Origin of the sequence: Streptomyces globisporus C-1027, assembly GCF_000261345.2 — a bacterium.
In the GTDB taxonomy this organism is placed as follows: Bacteria; Actinomycetota; Actinomycetes; order Streptomycetales; family Streptomycetaceae; genus Streptomyces; species Streptomyces pakalii.
Map to the genome: position 1 here is coordinate 4,632,331 of NZ_CP013738.1, position 16,210 is coordinate 4,648,540.

The 16,210-nt window shown below is 73.5% G+C and carries 15 protein-coding genes; 6 read left to right on the top strand and 9 right to left on the bottom strand.

Annotation, left to right across the window (positions count from 1 at the left end):
• The first annotated feature begins 176 nt into the window (after positions 1-176).
• Positions 177-815: a pyridoxamine 5'-phosphate oxidase gene (gene pdxH / locus WQO_RS20330; protein WP_010061083.1), complete on the top strand. Its 639-nt coding sequence runs from the start codon at positions 177-179 to the stop codon at positions 813-815.
• A gap of 405 nt (positions 816-1,220) precedes the next feature.
• Entirely contained in the window at positions 1,221-2,657 is a 1,437-nt protein-coding gene (locus WQO_RS20335; RefSeq protein ID WP_010061082.1) for a PAS domain-containing protein, read from the top strand.
• Between the two features lie 92 nt (positions 2,658-2,749).
• On the opposite strand, the gene WQO_RS20340 is transcribed toward WQO_RS20335, so the two are convergent.
• The 5 genes from WQO_RS20340 to WQO_RS20360 form a co-directional block, all read right to left on the bottom strand.
• Positions 2,750-4,033 carry a hypothetical protein gene (locus WQO_RS20340; RefSeq protein WP_237274153.1) on the bottom strand — a complete coding sequence of 428 codons (1,284 nt, stop codon included), beginning with the start codon at positions 4,031-4,033 and terminating at the stop codon, positions 2,750-2,752.
• A gap of 168 nt (positions 4,034-4,201) precedes the next feature.
• Positions 4,202-5,419 (bottom strand): ABC transporter permease, encoded by a 1,218-nt coding sequence (locus WQO_RS20345; protein ID WP_010061080.1) that lies wholly within the window; start codon positions 5,417-5,419, stop codon positions 4,202-4,204.
• Positions 5,416-6,156, bottom strand: a complete 741-nt coding sequence (locus WQO_RS20350; protein ID WP_058954045.1) for an ABC transporter ATP-binding protein — start codon at positions 6,154-6,156, stop codon at positions 5,416-5,418. The genes WQO_RS20345 and WQO_RS20350 overlap by 4 nt, the downstream gene beginning before the upstream one ends.
• Positions 6,153-7,217 carry an efflux RND transporter periplasmic adaptor subunit gene (locus tag WQO_RS20355; RefSeq protein WP_029182330.1) on the bottom strand — a complete coding sequence of 355 codons (1,065 nt, stop codon included), beginning with the start codon at positions 7,215-7,217 and terminating at the stop codon, positions 6,153-6,155. The genes WQO_RS20350 and WQO_RS20355 overlap by 4 nt, the downstream gene beginning before the upstream one ends.
• Complete coding sequence (locus WQO_RS20360; RefSeq protein ID WP_010061073.1) at positions 7,214-7,738, bottom strand: hypothetical protein; 525 nt, start codon at positions 7,736-7,738, stop codon at positions 7,214-7,216. The genes WQO_RS20355 and WQO_RS20360 overlap by 4 nt, the downstream gene beginning before the upstream one ends.
• Before the next feature lie 128 nt (positions 7,739-7,866).
• Here WQO_RS20360 and WQO_RS20365 point away from each other — a divergent pair, with 128 nt between their 5' ends.
• Together WQO_RS20365 and WQO_RS20370 are read left to right on the top strand one after the other, a co-directional pair.
• Positions 7,867-8,574, top strand: a complete 708-nt coding sequence (locus WQO_RS20365) for a response regulator transcription factor (RefSeq protein WP_010061072.1) — start codon at positions 7,867-7,869, stop codon at positions 8,572-8,574.
• Positions 8,571-9,761, top strand: coding sequence for a sensor histidine kinase (locus WQO_RS20370; protein ID WP_010061071.1), 1,191 nt, complete (start codon positions 8,571-8,573; stop codon positions 9,759-9,761). The genes WQO_RS20365 and WQO_RS20370 overlap by 4 nt, the downstream gene beginning before the upstream one ends.
• Before the next feature lie 28 nt (positions 9,762-9,789).
• Here WQO_RS20370 and WQO_RS20375 read toward each other — a convergent pair whose 3' ends face one another.
• A complete protein-coding gene (locus tag WQO_RS20375) occupies positions 9,790-10,545 on the bottom strand; it encodes an SIS domain-containing protein (RefSeq protein WP_006126697.1) in 756 nt (251 codons plus the stop codon).
• Positions 10,546-10,778: 233 nt separating this feature from the next.
• Between WQO_RS20375 and WQO_RS20380 the strand changes: the two genes are divergently transcribed.
• Both WQO_RS20380 and WQO_RS20385 read left to right on the top strand, forming a co-directional pair.
• Complete coding sequence (locus tag WQO_RS20380) at positions 10,779-11,471, top strand: metal-dependent transcriptional regulator (protein WP_006126698.1); 693 nt, start codon at positions 10,779-10,781, stop codon at positions 11,469-11,471.
• A 524-nt stretch (positions 11,472-11,995) separates the two neighbouring features.
• Positions 11,996-12,889 carry an alpha/beta fold hydrolase gene (locus WQO_RS20385; RefSeq protein WP_010061066.1) on the top strand — a complete coding sequence of 298 codons (894 nt, stop codon included), beginning with the start codon at positions 11,996-11,998 and terminating at the stop codon, positions 12,887-12,889.
• A gap of 23 nt (positions 12,890-12,912) precedes the next feature.
• Here WQO_RS20385 and WQO_RS20390 read toward each other — a convergent pair whose 3' ends face one another.
• The 3 genes from WQO_RS20390 to WQO_RS20400 are packed head-to-tail and all read right to left on the bottom strand — an operon-like array spanning position 12,913 to position 16,135.
• Positions 12,913-14,553, bottom strand: a complete 1,641-nt coding sequence (locus WQO_RS20390; protein ID WP_010061064.1) for a hypothetical protein — start codon at positions 14,551-14,553, stop codon at positions 12,913-12,915.
• Positions 14,550-15,389, bottom strand: coding sequence for an ABC transporter ATP-binding protein (locus WQO_RS20395; RefSeq protein WP_029182329.1), 840 nt, complete (start codon positions 15,387-15,389; stop codon positions 14,550-14,552). The genes WQO_RS20390 and WQO_RS20395 overlap by 4 nt, the downstream gene beginning before the upstream one ends.
• A gap of 59 nt (positions 15,390-15,448) precedes the next feature.
• Entirely contained in the window at positions 15,449-16,135 is a 687-nt protein-coding gene (locus tag WQO_RS20400) for a bifunctional DNA primase/polymerase (protein WP_010061060.1), read from the bottom strand.
• Between the last annotated feature and the right edge of the window lie 75 nt (positions 16,136-16,210).

Genomic DNA, 16,210 nt, shown 5'->3' on the forward strand with positions numbered 1-16,210 from the left:
GGGTTCCTCCGATGCGGGGAAGCGTGACATCCGGCACAGGGCCCCCTTTCGCCGGGGCGTGGTTACGGCCCCTCGGCGCCGGGCACACTCGGCCGCTGCGGCAGGATGGGCCCGTGCCCACACCAGAAGGTTCCCCGGGGCCCCTCCCGGACGATTCCAGCACCGATCCCGCAGCCATGCGCGAGCAGTACCGCTCGGAGGACTTCGTCGAGCGCGACCTCGCCGCCGACCCGATGGAGCAGTTCGCCCGCTGGTTCCGGCAGGTCGCCGTCGGCGGCGTGCTGCACGAGCCCAACGCGATGATCGTCTCCACCGCCGACGGGGACGGCCGCCCGTCCTCGCGCACGGTGCTGCTCAAGCAGTACGACGACCGGGGCTTCGTCTTCTTCACCAACTACGACTCCCGCAAGGGCCGCGAGCTGACCGCGAACCCGTGTGTCTCGCTGCTCTTCCCCTGGCACCCGATGGCTCGCCAGGTCATCGTGACCGGCACCGCCTCCCGCACCTCCCGCGAGGAGACCGTCGGCTACTTCCGCACCCGCCCGCACGGCTCCCAGCTCGGCGCGTGGGCCAGCGCCCAGTCCACCGTCGTCGGCTCCCGCGAGGAGCTGATCGCCCGGTACGAGGAGCTGGCCGCCCGCTACCCCGTGGGCGAGAAGGTCCCGGCCCCGCCGCACTGGGGCGGTTTCCGGGTGGTGCCCGAGACGATCGAGTTCTGGCAGGGGCACGAGAACCGGCTGCACGACCGGCTGCGGTACGTCAGGGAGGGCGGTGAGCCGGGCGGCCGGTGGCGGGTGGAGCGGCTCTGCCCGTGAGGCCGTCGCCCAGCGGACCCGTACAACGCAGAAACCCGCAGGCTCTGGTTCCTCCGTGCACAGAGGAGCCGGCCGGACTTACCGGCGAGCCTGCGGGTCGGTGACTGCTTGGGATTGGCCGGCGACCGGCCTAGCACTGCAAAAGAGTGCGACGACGGGCGTCAGCCCGCAGCCACCTCACGAGTCCGAAGAGAAATCACTTCCGGAACACCTCCTTTCCTGTGTGCTCCACAGCCTATGAGCGCCCCGGATCGCGGTTCAAGCGATTTGTTCGCCGGACCGGGCCAGAAGATTTGGGCGAAGTGGATGTGCGCTGGGTCACGTTCGAGTTGAATGGTCTGACGTGCAGCGATACACGCGGTGACGCGTGGGAGAACGGCCGACACGTTCTGCGGGGGGTGCGGAGTGGGTGTTCCCAGGAGCAGGGGGGCCACCGACGAGCTCGGACCGGACGAGGATTCCGGCGGCGGGCCGGCGGGGTGCTCCACGGATCCCGGGGGCCGGGCCGGCGCGATCCCCGGTGCGCCCGACGGGTCCCGGCTGCTGGCGGCGCTGCTCGACGGCATGGACGCCGCGCTCTGCGCGTTCGACGCGGCCGGCACGGTCACCCACTGGAACCGCGAGGCCGAACGCGTCCTCGGCTGGTCGGCGGACGAGGCCGTCGGCCGCAGCGGCTTCGCGGGCTGGGCGGTGCGGCGGGCCGACGCGGACGAGGTGCGGGCCCGGCTGATGGCGGCCATGGACGCGCCGGGGCGCCAGGTGCACGAGTTCGCGCTGCTGCGCAAGGACGGCGGCCGGGTGCTGGTGCGGACCCAGTCCGCCGGGGTGCGCGGCGCCGACGGGAAGCCGGCCGGGGTCTACTGCGCGTTCAGCGAGGTGCACGCCCAGATCGACCTGGAGCGGGCCATCGCGCTGAGCGAGGCGCTGCTGGAGGACGCGTCCTGGGGCGTGGTCCTCGTCGACGTCGACCTGCGGCCCACGGTCGTCAACGCGCACGCCTCCCGAGCGCTCGGCGGAAGCCGCACCTCCCTCCTCGGCCGCCCGCTCGGCGAGCTGGTGGTCCAGGGCGTCGAGGAGCTGGAGGCCGCCCTGCACCATGTGCTCGCCGAAGGGGCCCCGAGCGCCCCGGCCGAGCTGTGGGTGACGCTGCGGACGGCCGAGGGCGAGCGGCGGCGGTGCTGGCGCAGCGGATTCCTGCGGCTCGCCTCGCCGCTGACGGAGGAACCGGTTCCGCTCGGGGTGGGGTGGCTGTTCCAGGACATCACCGCCGCCAAGCTCGCGGAGCAGGAGGCCGACCGGCTGCGGTTCCGGACGAGCCAGCTGCACCGGGCCGCCCGTACGGCCTCCGAGTGCGAGGACCCGATGGAGGCGGCCACCTCCCTGCTGGACTTCGCCCTCGCCGGATTCGCCGATCACGTCCTGGTCGATCTGGTGGCGGGCGAGCGGCTGGTCCGGACGGCCGCCACGCCGTTCGACGCGCCCGGCCCGTGCCTGCCGGTCGCCGGGGGCTCCATCCCCGCCCGGTACGCCCCCGGCCACCCGGCCCTCCAGTCCGTCGAGCGCACCGGCACCGTGCGGACGAGCGCGGGGGCCGCGGCCGCCGCGTCGACGGCCTGGGCCGTGGAGCGCCGCTGGCCCCGGGACGCGGCGCACGCGCTGTGCGCGGTGCTCCGGAGCCGGGGCCGGACGCTGGGCGTGCTGACGTTCCTCCGCGCGGCGAACCGGGCCGCCTTCGAACGTACCGACGCGGCGTACGCGGAGACGGTCGCGGCCCGGGTCGCGGGAGCGGTGGACCTGGCCCAGGTGACGAGCGGGGCGGCGGGGGGCCCAGACAGGCTCTGAGGCCTGTCGTCACCTTCCCGCCTGCCGCCGGCTCATGCGGTGTCGGGCTGTCCGGGCCGCCGGATCGCCCGGCTGCCGGGTCCGGCGGCGGCTCACCCGCGGCGTCGGCGGCTGCCCGTCAGGCCGGCTCCGTCCGGGGTCCGGGCCGACGCACGGCCCTCCGCGTGGTCCGTGTCCTCGACGGCCTCCGCCAGCGCCGCGTAGTACGCCTGCGGCCGGGACTCGAAGTCCGCCCAGGTGGCCAGCTCGTCCGCGCCGGCGTCGGGGCCGCGCAGCAGGTCCACCGAGGCCTGGGCGAAGCGTTCCGCCAGGCCTTCCCGCCCGGCCTCGGCCAGCACGAGGCGCAGCTTGGTCACCGCGGCCAGGACGTCGTCGCGCTCGTACGTCCCCGTCCGCAGCATCTCCCGTACTCCGGCCGCCGGTTCGGCGGTGGTGAGCAGCGGCTCAAGACGCGCGGCCAGCTCCTCGCCCGTGCGCCCGGCCTCCCGTGCGTCCGGTCCGGCGTCCACCAGGACCCGCAGTGCGGCGAGCAGCGCGGTGGTGCGCGGCTCGGGGCCGCGCGCGTCGAAGCGTACGGCCACCTCCCGGCCCACCGCGTCGGCCGTCCGCCGCGCCTCGGCCACCGTCTCATCGGCCATGTCCCGTTCCATGCCGAGGAACTGCGCGAGAGCCCACGTTCCGGCGTCGAGCACGTCCCGTACCGTGCGGACGCCGCCCTCCTCCAACTCCCTGGCCCGTAGCCGCTCCTCGGCCAGACCCCGCATCCGGCTCACCGGGATCCGGCCCAGCTCGCCGTCCACCAGTTCCCGGTGCAGCGGAGCCCACGCCGCCCGGACCGCCTCCAGGGCCCTGCGGTGGTCCCGCGCCACCGCGTCGGCGGCCTCCTTGAGCTCCGTCGCCCGGCGGAGCACCCCGGGCCGTACTCCGCGTATCCGGCGCGCCGAGCGGATGTTGCCGCCGGCGAGGCCGGTGATCGTCAGGACCAGCCCGGCCGTGACGAACCCGTCGGAGCGCTCGATCTGCTCGTCGCGGGCTTTGCCGTCCTCGTCCAGGGAGTACAGCTCGCCCTTGTCCGGACCTTCGGCGACCACGAACCCGCTGTCCCAGCCGAGGCCGGTGTCCGGGTCGTACTCCGGCGCCTTGAGGGACGAACTGCGGCCGGCATCGCAGCGGTACGGTGCCTCGCGCTCGTCGTCGAACGCGAAGGGGTCGGCCCAGGCGACCCTGCACGTCCCGTCGGGTTCCTCCTCCAGGACGGTCAGCTCGACCTGCTCCAGTTCCGGCATGTCCGGCGCGGTCACGTACAGGGCCGCCGACCAGGTGATCAGGGCCAGCCCCAAGGGGAGCACCCACCGGAACACGGGTACACGTCTCACCCGGCCACCCCCGCTCCATGTTGTGGGCGTGGCCTTCCTACGCCCCCCCCCGCGCGCTCAGTCTGTGCTGCGGGGGGACGGCAGGACAAGGACAGGAACAGGCAGCGGCCCGCGCCGCTGCCTGCCTGCTTCCGGCAATCGGCCGGAGCCCCCCCGGGGCCCCGCCCCTCACGCCGCGTGCAGCGCCAGCGTCGGGGAGAGGCGGGACGCCCGGACCGCCGGGTACAGGCCCGCCACCGTGCCGATCACCAGCGTCGCGCCGAAGCCGCCGCCGACCGCCCACAGCGGGACCACCCACGGCAGCCCGCCGGACTGTGCGTACACTCCCGTCGCCGCCGCGCCCAGCGCCACGCCCGCCAGGCCGCCCAGGCCCGACAGCATCAGCGACTCCGTGACGAACTGGATCCGGATCTGGCCCCGCGTCGCGCCCAGCGAGCGGCGCAGGCCGATCTCGTACCGCCGCTCAAGGACCGAGATGATCATGGTGTTGGCGACCCCGACGCCCCCGACGAGCAGCGCGATACCGCCCAGGCCCAGCAGCAGACTGCTGAACGCCCCCTCGGTCGCCGCCTTCGCGCGGAGCGCCGACGAGGGGTCGGTGACCTTCACGTTCTGCGGGTTCTGCGGGTCGACCGTCGCCGCCATCACCTTGCGTACGTCCTCGACCGCCGCGTCCGCCGAGCGCTCGTACACCGATGTCGGGTGGCCGTCGAAGTCCAGCAGGCGCTTCGCGCCCTCCCAGCCGACCAGGGCGGAACGTTCGATCTCGGGGGCGAGGGGGAGCGGGTCGAGGATGCCGACGACCGTGAAGTAGCGGTCGCCCAGCCACACCTGGCGGCCCGGTTCCGTGATGCCCAGACGCTCCGCCGCCACATGGCCGAGCACGACCGAGGGGTAGCGTCCGGTCGCCGCGTTCAGCCAGCCGCCGCTGCCGACCTCGCCCCGCAGGACCCGCAGCAGGTCGGCGGTCGTCGCCTTCACCGCGATCCCGCCGGTGTCGTCCTCGTCGACCTTCTCGGTGCGGCGTACGGTCGCGTTCAGATCGGCCGTCGCGCCCACGTCCTGGACGCCCTCGATCCGGCCCACCATCCCGACCGATTCCTCGGGCAGCTTCACCTCCTCCCCGGCGAACATCGACTCACCGGGCGAGGCGACGAGGAGATTGGTCCCCAACTTGTCCAGCTCGCGCAGCAGTTGGGCCTGGCTGGAGGCGGAGATGCCGACCACCGAGATCATCGTGGCGATACCGATGGCGATGCCCAGGGCCGAGAGCACCACCCGCATCGGGCGGCTGCGCAGTCCGGACGAGCCGACGTGGGCCACGTCCCGGGGGCTCAGCCGGGCCGCCTTCAGCTTTCCCCGGCCCCGGCCGCGCTCCCCGTTCACAGCGCCGCTCCCGTCGTCGCGGCCGTCCCGTGGGTCACGTCCGCGACCATCTGGCCGTCCCGGATCCGCACCTCGCGCGGCAACTGCGCCGCGATCTCCGTGTCGTGCGTGATCACGGCGATCGTGGCCCCCTCCCGGTTCAGGTCGCGCAGCAGCTCCATCACCGCCGCCCCCGACGCCGAATCGAGCGCCCCGGTCGGCTCGTCCGCCAGCAGCAGCGCGGGCTCGCCGACCACCGCCCGGGCGATCGCGACCCGCTGCTTCTGGCCGCCGGACAGCTGGTGCGGCTTGTGGTCGAGGCGGTCCGCGAGGCCGACCCGGGCCAGTGCGTCGGCCGCCCGGCGGCGGCGCACCGAGCGGGAGAGGCCCGAGTAGAGCAGGCCCTCCGCCACGTTGTCGCGGGCGCTGACGCCCGGCACCAGGTGGAACGCCTGGAAGACGAAGCCCACGTGCTGGGCGCGCAGCGCGGAGAGCCTGCGGTCGGAGAGCGCCGCCACGTCGTGGCCCGCGATGTGGACGGAGCCCGCGGTGGGGCGGTCCAGGGTGCCGATGATGTGCAGCAGCGTGGACTTGCCGGATCCCGACGGGCCCACGATGCCGAGGAGTTCGCCCTCCTCGACGGTGAGGTCCACCCCGCGCAGCGCGGCGACCGGGCCCGGGTACTCCTTGGTGACGCCGGTGAGGGCGACGACCGTACGGGGGTGGGGCGCCGGGCCCGTGATGGTGCCGGTGCTCATATCTTCGGCACCCCTACCTTCGTGCCCTCGCGCAGACCGCCGCCGGACACCTCGACCCGGCCTTCCGCGAACATGCCGAGCTCGACCTTCACCTCACGGGTCGTACCGCCCTGGACCACCTGGAGGCCGAAGCCGCCGCCGGGCAGCGCGAGCAGCGCGTTCACCGGCACGGTCAGGACGCCCTCGCGGGTCTCGCCCGTCAGGTTCACCGTGACCGGCGACTGGTCGAAGCCGCCGACCTCGTCCGGGTCGTCGAAGGAGACGGTCAGCGTGACCTTGGGGCTGTCGTCCGCCGGGTCGTCGCCGGGCTTCGCGGTCCGGCCCACCGACGAGACCTTCCCGGGCGCGGTCGTGCCGTCCGGCAGCTCCACGCTCACCTTCGTGCCCGCCTTCGCCAACTGGCTCTCCGCCACGTCCAGCTGGAAGGTGACGATGCGCTCCGAGCCGGTCGTGACCAGGACCGGGGCGCCCGGCTGGGCCTGCTCGCCCACACCCGCCCCGACGCTCTTGATCCGGACCTTCCCCGGGGCGAACGCGACGTCCCCCGGCCCGACCTTCCCGGTCTGCTTCGCGTCGTGGGACTTCTGCCAGCGCTTGACGGCCGCCGCCGTCAGCTCGGTGTACTCCTGGTCCGGGGTGAAGCCGGTGTAGCCCAGCTCCGCGAGATTGCGCTCCAGCTGCTCCACGTCCCGGCCCTTGTCGCCCGGCTTCAGCGTCCGGTACATGGGTCCGGAGCCGTACATCAGCCGGACCGGCCGCCCGTCGATCTCGTACAGCCGCTCGTTGCGCTCCACGGTCGAGCCGGTGCGCGGTGTCCACGTGATCGTGCCCGCCGCACCCGCGTTGACCTTGCGCTCCTTGTCGTAGCCGAGGGTTCCGTCGGCCTGGGCGCTGTCGCGGAGGTCCCCGCGCTCGACGGCGGCGGTGGCCGGGGGCAGCCCGGTGTTCTTCGCCGCGCCGGTCTCCTCCTCGCCGCCGAGCTGCGTGAGGGCGACCGAGCCGGCCGTGACCGCGAGCACGGCCACCGCCGCCGCCGCCGTCACGGCCCGTCCGCGCCTCATCGGCCGGCGCTTTCGCACGCCTTGTTGGCCTTCTCGAACTTCTTCATGTCCTTCGACTTCAGCGCGGGCGCCGCCTGCATCGCCCCGCCGTCGAACTTCGGGTCGGGCATGTCGAAGCCGTTCTGGCGCATGCACCGGGCGTAGGCGACCGCCTTGTCCTTCTCCGCCTGCGTCATTTCCTTGGGCCCGCCGCCGACCGCCTTGTCCTCGCAGGCCTTGAACGCCTTCTCCATCTTCTCCTTGCCCATCGAGCCGCCGTCGATGGTCACGCCCATGCCGTTCTCGCCCGGCTTCGGCTCGGGGATGTCCAGGCCCTGTTCCCGGAGACACTTGCGGTGCTCCAGCGCCTGGTCCTCCTTCGTCTTCTTGCTGTCGGACGCCGATCCGCCGTCCTTCGTCCCACCGCCGTCGCCCGAGCACGCGGTGGCCGTCAGGGCGAGGGCGGCGGCCAGGGCACAGGCCGCGGCGACGGACCGCCCCCGTGCGCGTGAGGCGGTCCGGCGGGAAAGGGTCTGGTTCATGGGGGCTCCTCGTCGCTTGCCGACAGGTCCGTACAGGGACGGCCCGAGCGTGCGCGAGGACGCTGTTTCGTTTCTCTCAGCGCCGATGCTTACACCGGCGAAACATCGCTTTCGGGTACACAGGGCCCATGCGCGTGCTGGTGGTGGAGGACGAGGAATTCCTGGCGGAGATGATCGCCGAGGGGCTGCGCCGTGACGCCGTCGCCGTGGACATCGCGCCCGACGGCCGGGCGGCGCTGGAGCGGCTGCGGTTCGGCGCGTACGACGTGATGATCCTCGACCGCGATCTGCCGGGGCTGCACGGCGACGAGGTGTGCCGCCGCGTGGTCGCCCTGCGCCTGCTGACCCGGATCCTGATGCTCACCGCAGCGGGGACCGTACGGGACCGGGTGGCCGGCCTCGGACTCGGCGCCGACGACTACCTGACCAAGCCGTTCGCGTACGACGAACTCCTCGCCCGGGTCCTCGCGCTCGGCCGCCGCGCCCGCCCGGCCCTGCCGCCCGTCCTGGAGCGGGCCGGGCTGACGCTCGACACCGCCCGCCGCCAGGTCTGCCGCGACGGCCGCTTCCTCTCCCTGTCCCGCAAGGAGTTCGCCGTGCTGGAGACCCTGCTGCGGGCCGAGGGCGCGGTCGTCAGCGGCGAGGACCTGATCGAGGAGGTGTGGGAGGCGGACACCAGCTACCGCACCAACGCGGTCCGCGTCACCCTCTCCAAACTCCGTACGAAACTGGGGGCGCCGCCCGTGATCGAGACCGTGCCCGGAGCCGGATACCGCATCGGGGACGGCGGGCCGGCCCCCGAAGACGGCCCCGCGACCGGGAGCGGCACCCCGTGAACAGTGAACGCACCCGTCTCGCCGCGCTGTACGGCGGACTGCTGGTCATGGCCGGCGTCCTGCTCCTGGCCATCGTCTATCTGCTGGTCAGCGAGGGCGTGTACGCCGGGATCGTCACGGCCGTCGCCCCGGCCGTCCCCACGGCCCGGCTGGACGCCGGCTCCGTCCCGGCGCCCGCTCTTCCCTCCTCGGAGTGGGCGCAGACCGCCGTCATCGAACCCGGGCAGTACGCGGTCGCGCAGAAGGTCAGCACCGCGGCCGGCGACGCGGCCCTCAGCCAGCTGCTGACCGTCTCCGGGGTCTCCCTCGCCGTCTACTCCGCGCTCTCCGTGGCCCTCGCCTGGTGGATGGCGGGCCGGGTGCTGCGGCCGGTCGGCGTCATCACCGCCCGCGCCCGCCGGCTCTCCGGCTCCAACCTGCACGAACGGATCGCGCTGAAGGCCCCGCCCGGTGAGCTGAAGGAGCTGGCCGACACCTTCGACGGGATGCTCGACCGGATCCAGCAGCTGGTCGCGGCCCGGCAGCGGTTCGCCGCCAACGCCGCCCACGAACTGCGCACCCCGCTCGCGGTGCAGCGGGCCGCCGCCGAGATCGGGCTCGCCGACGACCCGCCGCCCGAGAAGGTCGCCTGGATCCGGGACAAGCTCATCGACACCGCGGACAACAGCGAGCGGCTCATCGAAGGGCTGCTGCTCCTCGCGGTCTCCGACGAGGGGCTGCGGCGGCGGGAGCGGGTCGCCCTGGACGAGACCGTCACCACGGTCACCGATGCGCTGGCCGCCGAGGCGGCGGAGCGGGACATCAGCGTCGAGGTGGCGGCCCGGCCGGTGACGGTCGAGGGCGACGCGGTCCTCCTCGACCACCTCGTGCACAACCTGGTCGCCAACGCGCTGCGCCACAACCACCCCGGCGGGACCGTGGCCGTCCGGGTCGGTCCGGACGGCCTGGAGGTCGCCAACACCGGGCCCCGGGTGGACCCGGCGACCGTGCGGCTGCTGTTCGAACCGTTCCGCCGGGCCCAGGCCCGCCGCCACGCACCCGGCGAGGGCGCGGGCCTCGGGCTGTCCATCGTGGCGTCGGTGGCGCGGGCGCACGGCGGGGACGTCGGCGCCCGGGCCAACCCGGGCGGCGGGCTGACGGCCCGGGTCACCCTGCCCACGCGCCTCCCGGCGGCGCGGGTTCAGTGAGGGCAGCCGGGTCCGTCGGAGCGCTCGCTCAGTGGCGGTAGAAGATCCGGTCCCGGTTCTCCGTCATGACCCGGCCGTTCCACTCGTGGCCGCCGTCGACGTTCCCCGAGCGCAGCATCGGCGGCTCGACGCCCCGGGCCACCAGCTGCTCCACGGCGGCCGCCAGCATCGACTGCATGATCGCGCTGGTCACCACCGTCGAGGCGGGGGCGAAGGGGGCCTCGACGCCCGGGACCGTCAGCTCCGCGTCGCCGATCGCGATCTTGCTGTCCAGGACGATGTCGCAGTGGTCCCGCAGGAAGCCGCCCGAGGCGTGCCGGGAGCGGGTGTTCTCCGCGTACGCGACCGAGGTGACCCCGATGACCTTCAGCCCGAGGGCGCGGGCGTTCTGCGCCATCTCGACCGGCAGGGCGTTGCGCCCGGACAGCGAGACGATCACCAGGAGGTCTCCGGCGGTGGCGGGGCTGGAGTCCAGGACGGCCGAGGCGAGCCCGTCGACCCGCTCCAGCGCCGAGCCGAGCGGGGCGGGCATGACGTCCACGCCGACCACTCCGGGCACGGTGAGCAGGTTCATCAGGGCGAGGCCGCCCGCGCGGTAGACGACGTCCTGGGCGGCCAGCGAGGAGTGGCCCGCGCCGAAGGCGAAGAGCCGGCCGCCCGACTCGACGGTGTCCGCGACGGCCGCGCCCGCGGCGGCGATGCTCTCCGCCTCCTCGTCCCGTACCCGCGTCAGCAGGCCGATCGCCGCATCGAAGAACTGACCGGCCAGCTTGCTGTCGCTCATGGGGGAGAGCCCTTTCGACGGGGTGCGGTGCGGGCGTTCGGCGGCCCGGGAATGCCTGTGCCGCCGATCACGTTGCGGTCTGGACCAGTGGACTGTCAATACCGCCCGGCGTCCGCGCCCGCACCCTCTTCCACCGGTCTTCCACAGGGGCGGCACGGTTGTCGGCGCCATGCGTCAGAATTGGTGCAGGGCCATCGCACGACGTTTTCTAGTCACAGCATCGAGGGGCACGTATGTCCGGACTGATCGACACCACGGAGATGTATCTCCGCACCATCCTCGAACTGGAAGAGGAAGGCGTGGTCCCCATGCGCGCCCGTATCGCTGAACGGTTGGACCAGAGCGGTCCGACCGTCAGCCAGACGGTGGCCCGCATGGAGCGCGACGGACTGGTCCAGGTCGCGGGGGACCGCCATCTGGAGCTGACCGAGGAGGGCCGCCGCCTCGCCACCCGCGTCATGCGCAAGCACCGGCTCGCCGAGTGTCTGCTCGTGGACGTGATCGGCCTGGAGTGGGAGCAGGTCCACGCCGAGGCCTGTCGCTGGGAGCACGTGATGAGCGAGGCGGTGGAGCGGCGGGTGCTGGAGCTGCTGCGTCACCCGACGGAGTCGCCGTACGGGAACCCCATCCCGGGCCTGGAGGAGCTGGGCGAGAAGGCCGAGGCCGAGTCGTTCCTGGACGCCTCCATGGTGAGTCTGGCCGAGCTGGACCCGGGCGCCGAGGGCAAGACCGTGGTGGTGCGGCGGATCGGGGAGCCGATCCAGACCGACGCCCAGCTGATGTACACGCTGCGCAGGGCCGGGGTGCAGCCCGGGTCCGTCGTGAGCGTCACCGAGTCGCCCGGCGGGGTGCTGGTCGGCTCCAGCGGGGAGGCGGCCGAGCTGGACACCGAGGTCGCCTCGCACGTGTTCGTCGCCAAGCGCTGACGGCGCCGCCGCCCGGTGGCGGCACTGCTGCCGCGCGGCAACACAACCGTGATGTGCGCTCGCCGATTTCCCGTCCGGAACGGCAGCGCCCGGACCCGTCACATGCCAGGCTGATGCCAGGCAGAGACCTGGGGGTGTCGGCCGGCTCTGATCGGCACGGTCGGGGAGGGAGCAGGGAATGCGCCCGTCGCAGCGTCACGCGCACCGCGCGGTTGCCATCGTTGTCGAGCCCGCCGACGGCCGCCCCCGGACAGGGGGCGGCCCCGGCGTCCGAAGACGCCGGGGCCGTTCCTCCCCTGTGCTGACCCGGAGCCCCGAGCTCTCAAGGTCAGTTCCCGCGGGCCCCTGTCCCCGAGCGGCCCGCCTCCCGCTGAAGATCTCCCCAGGCCGGTCGGCATCAATCCTTGACCGGTGTCACTCGAACGTGGGGTGTTGGGCGGCGGAACCCCATTTTCGAATATGAGTTCGATAGCCTGGCGGCGCGACCACACGGTGATCGAGGACCAGAAGGGGGTGCCAGGACTATGGTGCGACGCATCGACGTAACCGGAACCGACGGCGTACGCCTCGCGGCATGGGAGTTCGCCGACCCGCCCAAGGAGCGCGCGGAAGCGGCCGGCGCTCCCGGGGTCTTACTGCTGCACGGGCTGATGGGCCGGGCCTCGCACTGGGCCCCGACCGCCCGATGGCTCGCCGAGCGGCACCGCGCGGTCGGCCTCGACCAGCGCGGCCACGGCCGCAGCGACAAGCCCGCCGACGGCCCGTACACCCGCGACGCCTACGTCTCCGACGCCGAGGCCGCGATCGAACAGCTCGAACTCGGCCCGGTCACCGTCGTCGGCCACGCCATGGGAGCGCTCACCGGCTGGCAGCTCGCCGCCAAGCGTCCCGACCTCGTCCGCGCCGTCATCATCTGCGACATGCGGGCCTCCGCCCTCGGGGCCGCCTCCCAGCGCGAGTGGAGCGACTGGTTCGACTCCTGGCCGCTGCCCTTCGCCACCCTCGCCGACGTACGGAAGTGGTTCGGCGAGGACGACCCCTGGGTGGAGCGGCCGAGCCCCGCCCGAGGCGAGTTCTACGCCGAGGTGATGGCCGAGGGCGAGGACGGCTGGCGCCCCGTCTTCTCCCGCCGCCAGATGCTCCGCTCCCGCGCCACCTGGGTCTTCGACGCCCACTGGGAGGAGCTGGCCCAGGTCCGGTGCCCCGCCCTGGTGCTGCGCGGCCTCGACGGGGAGCTGGGCAGAGCCGAGGCCCAGGAGATGGTCCGGGTCCTGCCCCGCGGCCAGTACGCGGAGGTGGCGGACGCCGGCCACCTCGTCCACTACGACCAGCCGGACGGCTGGCGGGCCGCCGTCGAACCCTTCCTGGAGCAGCTGGCCGAGGACAACCGCGACGACCGCGAACCGGTCGCGCCGTAGGGTCTGTCCCCGGGGGCGGCGGCTCAGCCCTTGCTGACCGCCGCCAGGATCTCCGGCAGCCGGTTCGCCGTGCGCCCGGCCGCGATCCGCAGCCCCGCCCACCCGATCAACGCCGCGTACACGAGCCCGCCCGGCACCACCAGCCACAGCGCGTCGTGATGGTCCGTGACATGCATCCAGATCACCGGCGCGATCACCGGCGCGGACAGCAGCCCGGCGGCCAGCATGCCGCCGAAGATCGAGATCCAGGCCAGACCGCCCTGCCCGGGCACCACGTTCTTGAACGCGCCCTCCTGCGGAATCGAGTACGGGAACAGCGCCGAGGCCACCGCCCCCGTCGCCAGCATCGAGCCCAGCAGCGCGAAGGACAGGCCGAGCGCCCCCGGCAGTGACTGCCAGTCACCGATCATCGCCGCCGTCACCCCGCACACCAGCAGCGTGAACGGCAGGGTGAGCAGCAGCAGGACCAGCGCCCGCGCCCGCAGTTCGACATACGCGTCCCGGGGCGAGGAGATCGTCAGCGCCACCATCCAGAACGCCGAGGTGTCCTGGCCGAACTGGTTGTACATCTGCATGCCGAGCATCCCCGCGGCGAAGCACGCGAAGTAGACCGAGCCGGTGCCCTGGAGGGCGTTGAGCAGCGGCACGATCGCCCCGACCGCCAGCGCCGTCACCCAGGCCGCCTTGGTCTTCGGGTCCCGGGCCACGTACCGCAGGCTGCGCTGCATCACCGTCGCCGTACGGCCCTCCGGCAGCAGTGCCGAGAGGCCGCCCCGGCCGGACGCCTTCTCCCGGGCCGGCTCCGCCGCCGCCAGCGTCGAACCGTCCGGCGCGGTCATCAGCTTCACCAGACTCCGCTGCCACATCCACATCAGTGCCACCAGGGCGCCGACCGTGATCAGCAGTTGGGCGACGGCGACCCCGTACGCCCCGTCCGACGCCGCGTCCACCGACGCCACGGCGGAGGCGCCGGGCAGCCAGCGCACCACGTTCGCCGCCGGGTCCAGCGTGGAGAGCCCGCCCGCCTGGCCGAGCCGCTGTGCGCCGAAGTTGACGAACTGGATGCCCACCGCGATGACCAGCCCGCTGAGCACCGCGAGGTCGCGGCCCTTGCGGGAGTTCAGCAGCCGTACGTTCGCCGTGGCCACCGTCCTCGACAGCGCCACGCACAGCAGCATCGTCAGCGGGACCGCGAGCACCCCGAACACCACGCCCGCCGCCCCGTGCGCCAGCGCGATCGCCGAGCCGACCACCAGGCAGAGCGTGAACAGCGGGCCGATGCCGATCATCGAGGACACCAACAGGGCCCGGATCAGCGGCTCGGGCCGCAGCGGCAGCATCACCAGCCGGGTCGGGTCGAGCGTGTCGTCACCGCTCGGGAAGAACAGCGGCAGCACCGCCCAGCCCAGCGCCACCACCCCGGTGAGCAGCACCACGACGGTGCCCCCGTGGTCGTTGCCGCGCAGCAGGACCAGGCCGAGCACCTGGCCCGCGGCGAGCAGCAGGCTGACGACGAGGGAGGCGATGAACGCCGCCTTCCGCCCGGTCGACTGGCGCAGCCCGTTGCGCAGCAGGGCCAGCTTGAGGCGGACGAAGACCGGGGTCAGGCCCGTCGTCGGCGCGACGGGGGCGGCCGCGGAGACCGGGGCGTCCAGCACGCTCATCGGGAACCGCCCAGCCAGTCGAGGGAGTCGCCGCTGTCACGGCCGCCCGCGCCGACCAGTTCGAGGAAGGCGTTCTGCAGCGACGGCGCGTCGCCGCGCACCTCGGCCAGCGTGCCGTGCGCCTTGATCCGGCCCGCCGCCATCACGGCGACCCAGTCGCAGAGCGACTCGACCAGCTCCATCACATGGCTGGAGAAGACCACGGTCGCCCCGGACCGGGTGTAGCGCTCCAGCACCCCCCGGATGGTCTGCGCCGACACCGGGTCGACGCCCTCGAACGGCTCGTCCAGGAACAGCACTTCGGGATTGTGGAGCAGGGCGGCGGCGAGCCCGATCTTCTTCCGCATCCCGGTGGAGTAGTCGACGACCAGCTTGTGCTGCGAGCCCGCGAGATCGAGGACGTCCAGCAACTGCGTGGCCCGCTTGTCCACCTCGTCGCCCGGCAGCCCGCGCAACCTGCCGTTGTACGCGAGCAGTTCACGGCCCGACAGCCGTTCGAACAGCCGCAGCCCCTCCGGCAGCACCCCGATCCGGGACTTCACCTCGACCGGGTCCGTCCACACGTCGTGGCCCGCGACCTCGATCTTCCCCATGTCGGGCCGCAGCAGCCCGGTGACCATCGAGAGCGTCGTCGTCTTGCCCGCCCCGTTGGGTCCCACCAGGCCGATGAACTTGCCCGCGGGCAGCTCCAGATCGATCCCCGCGACAGCGACCTGTTCCCCGAACCGCTTCCACAGCCCCTGCACACGGACGGCGGGCCGCACCTCGTGCGCCCCGCCTGTCAACGCGTCCGTCGCCGCTTCTGTCTCCGTACGCGCATCTGCCCGGTCCGGCATGGCACAGCCTCTCGATATCCCCACGTGGTGGGGACACCCTACGAAAGGCCCCCGGTCCGTTACGAGGTCCGGGCCCGGGCTGCGGCCGCCTCCCGGGCGCAGGCGTACGCCAGCGGGCTGATCAGCTCGTCCACATCGGGCAGCCAGCGGTTGGCGTTGGTGGGCCCGCAGGCCCACTGGACGGCGCCCCGGCCGCCGACCCGGGTGGGCGGGGCGGCGATGTAGTGGCCCTCGCCGCGGCCGGTCAGATCGATCGCCTCGGCGTTCCAGCCGAGCGCGCGCACCAGCTCGGCGGCCTTGGCGGCGCCGCCCGGCAGCACGAAGAACAGCATCCGGCGGTCGGGCGTGCAGGTGACCGGGCCCAGCGTGAGGTCCATCCGCTCCATCCGGGCCAGCGCCAGGAATCCCGCCGCCTCGGGGACCTCCAGCGCGTCGAAGGCGCGGCCGGTCGGCAGCAGCACCGAGGCGCGGGGCTGCCGGGTCCACATGCGCCGGGCCGCGGCCCCGCTGCCGGTCGCCTGGCCCGCCCAGTCCGGCCGGTCCGCGTGGGCCCCGGGCAGGGCGCAGCCGGCGTCGCCGCAGGAGCACCGCTCCCCGCCGCCCACCGCCTCCAGCCAGGTGCCGGGGAACACGTCCCAGTGACGCTCTTCCGCATACCGCACCGCGGCGTCCAGCAGCAGCTCGCTCCGCTGCTGGGGGACCTGTGCGGCTTCCGTGACTCCGATGGGCTTTTCCACGCCCAGCACAACTCCCGCCGTCACCTGGGGTTACGGCCTCCCCTGAACCGGGGCCCGGCGCATCGATCCTGCACGCGGGGCGCA

Excerpts from the sequence above, each read along its gene's own strand:
- WQO_RS20395 (WP_029182329.1), bottom strand. The coding sequence starts at position 15,389 with ATGCCGGACCGGGCAGATGCGCGTACGGAGACAGAAGCGGCGACGGAC.
- pdxH (WP_010061083.1), top strand. The coding sequence starts at position 177 with ATGCGCGAGCAGTACCGCTCGGAGGACTTCGTCGAGCGCGACCTCGCC.
- WQO_RS20375 (WP_006126697.1), bottom strand. The coding sequence starts at position 10,545 with ATGAGCGACAGCAAGCTGGCCGGTCAGTTCTTCGATGCGGCGATCGGC.
- WQO_RS20350 (WP_058954045.1), bottom strand. The coding sequence starts at position 6,156 with ATGAGCACCGGCACCATCACGGGCCCGGCGCCCCACCCCCGTACGGTC.
- WQO_RS20380 (WP_006126698.1), top strand. The coding sequence starts at position 10,779 with ATGTCCGGACTGATCGACACCACGGAGATGTATCTCCGCACCATCCTC.
- WQO_RS20360 (WP_010061073.1), bottom strand. The coding sequence starts at position 7,738 with ATGAACCAGACCCTTTCCCGCCGGACCGCCTCACGCGCACGGGGGCGG.
- WQO_RS20385 (WP_010061066.1), top strand. The coding sequence starts at position 11,996 with ATGGTGCGACGCATCGACGTAACCGGAACCGACGGCGTACGCCTCGCG.
- WQO_RS20355 (WP_029182330.1), bottom strand. The coding sequence starts at position 7,217 with ATGAGGCGCGGACGGGCCGTGACGGCGGCGGCGGCGGTGGCCGTGCTC.
- WQO_RS20365 (WP_010061072.1), top strand. The coding sequence starts at position 7,867 with ATGCGCGTGCTGGTGGTGGAGGACGAGGAATTCCTGGCGGAGATGATC.
- WQO_RS20390 (WP_010061064.1), bottom strand. The coding sequence starts at position 14,553 with ATGAGCGTGCTGGACGCCCCGGTCTCCGCGGCCGCCCCCGTCGCGCCG.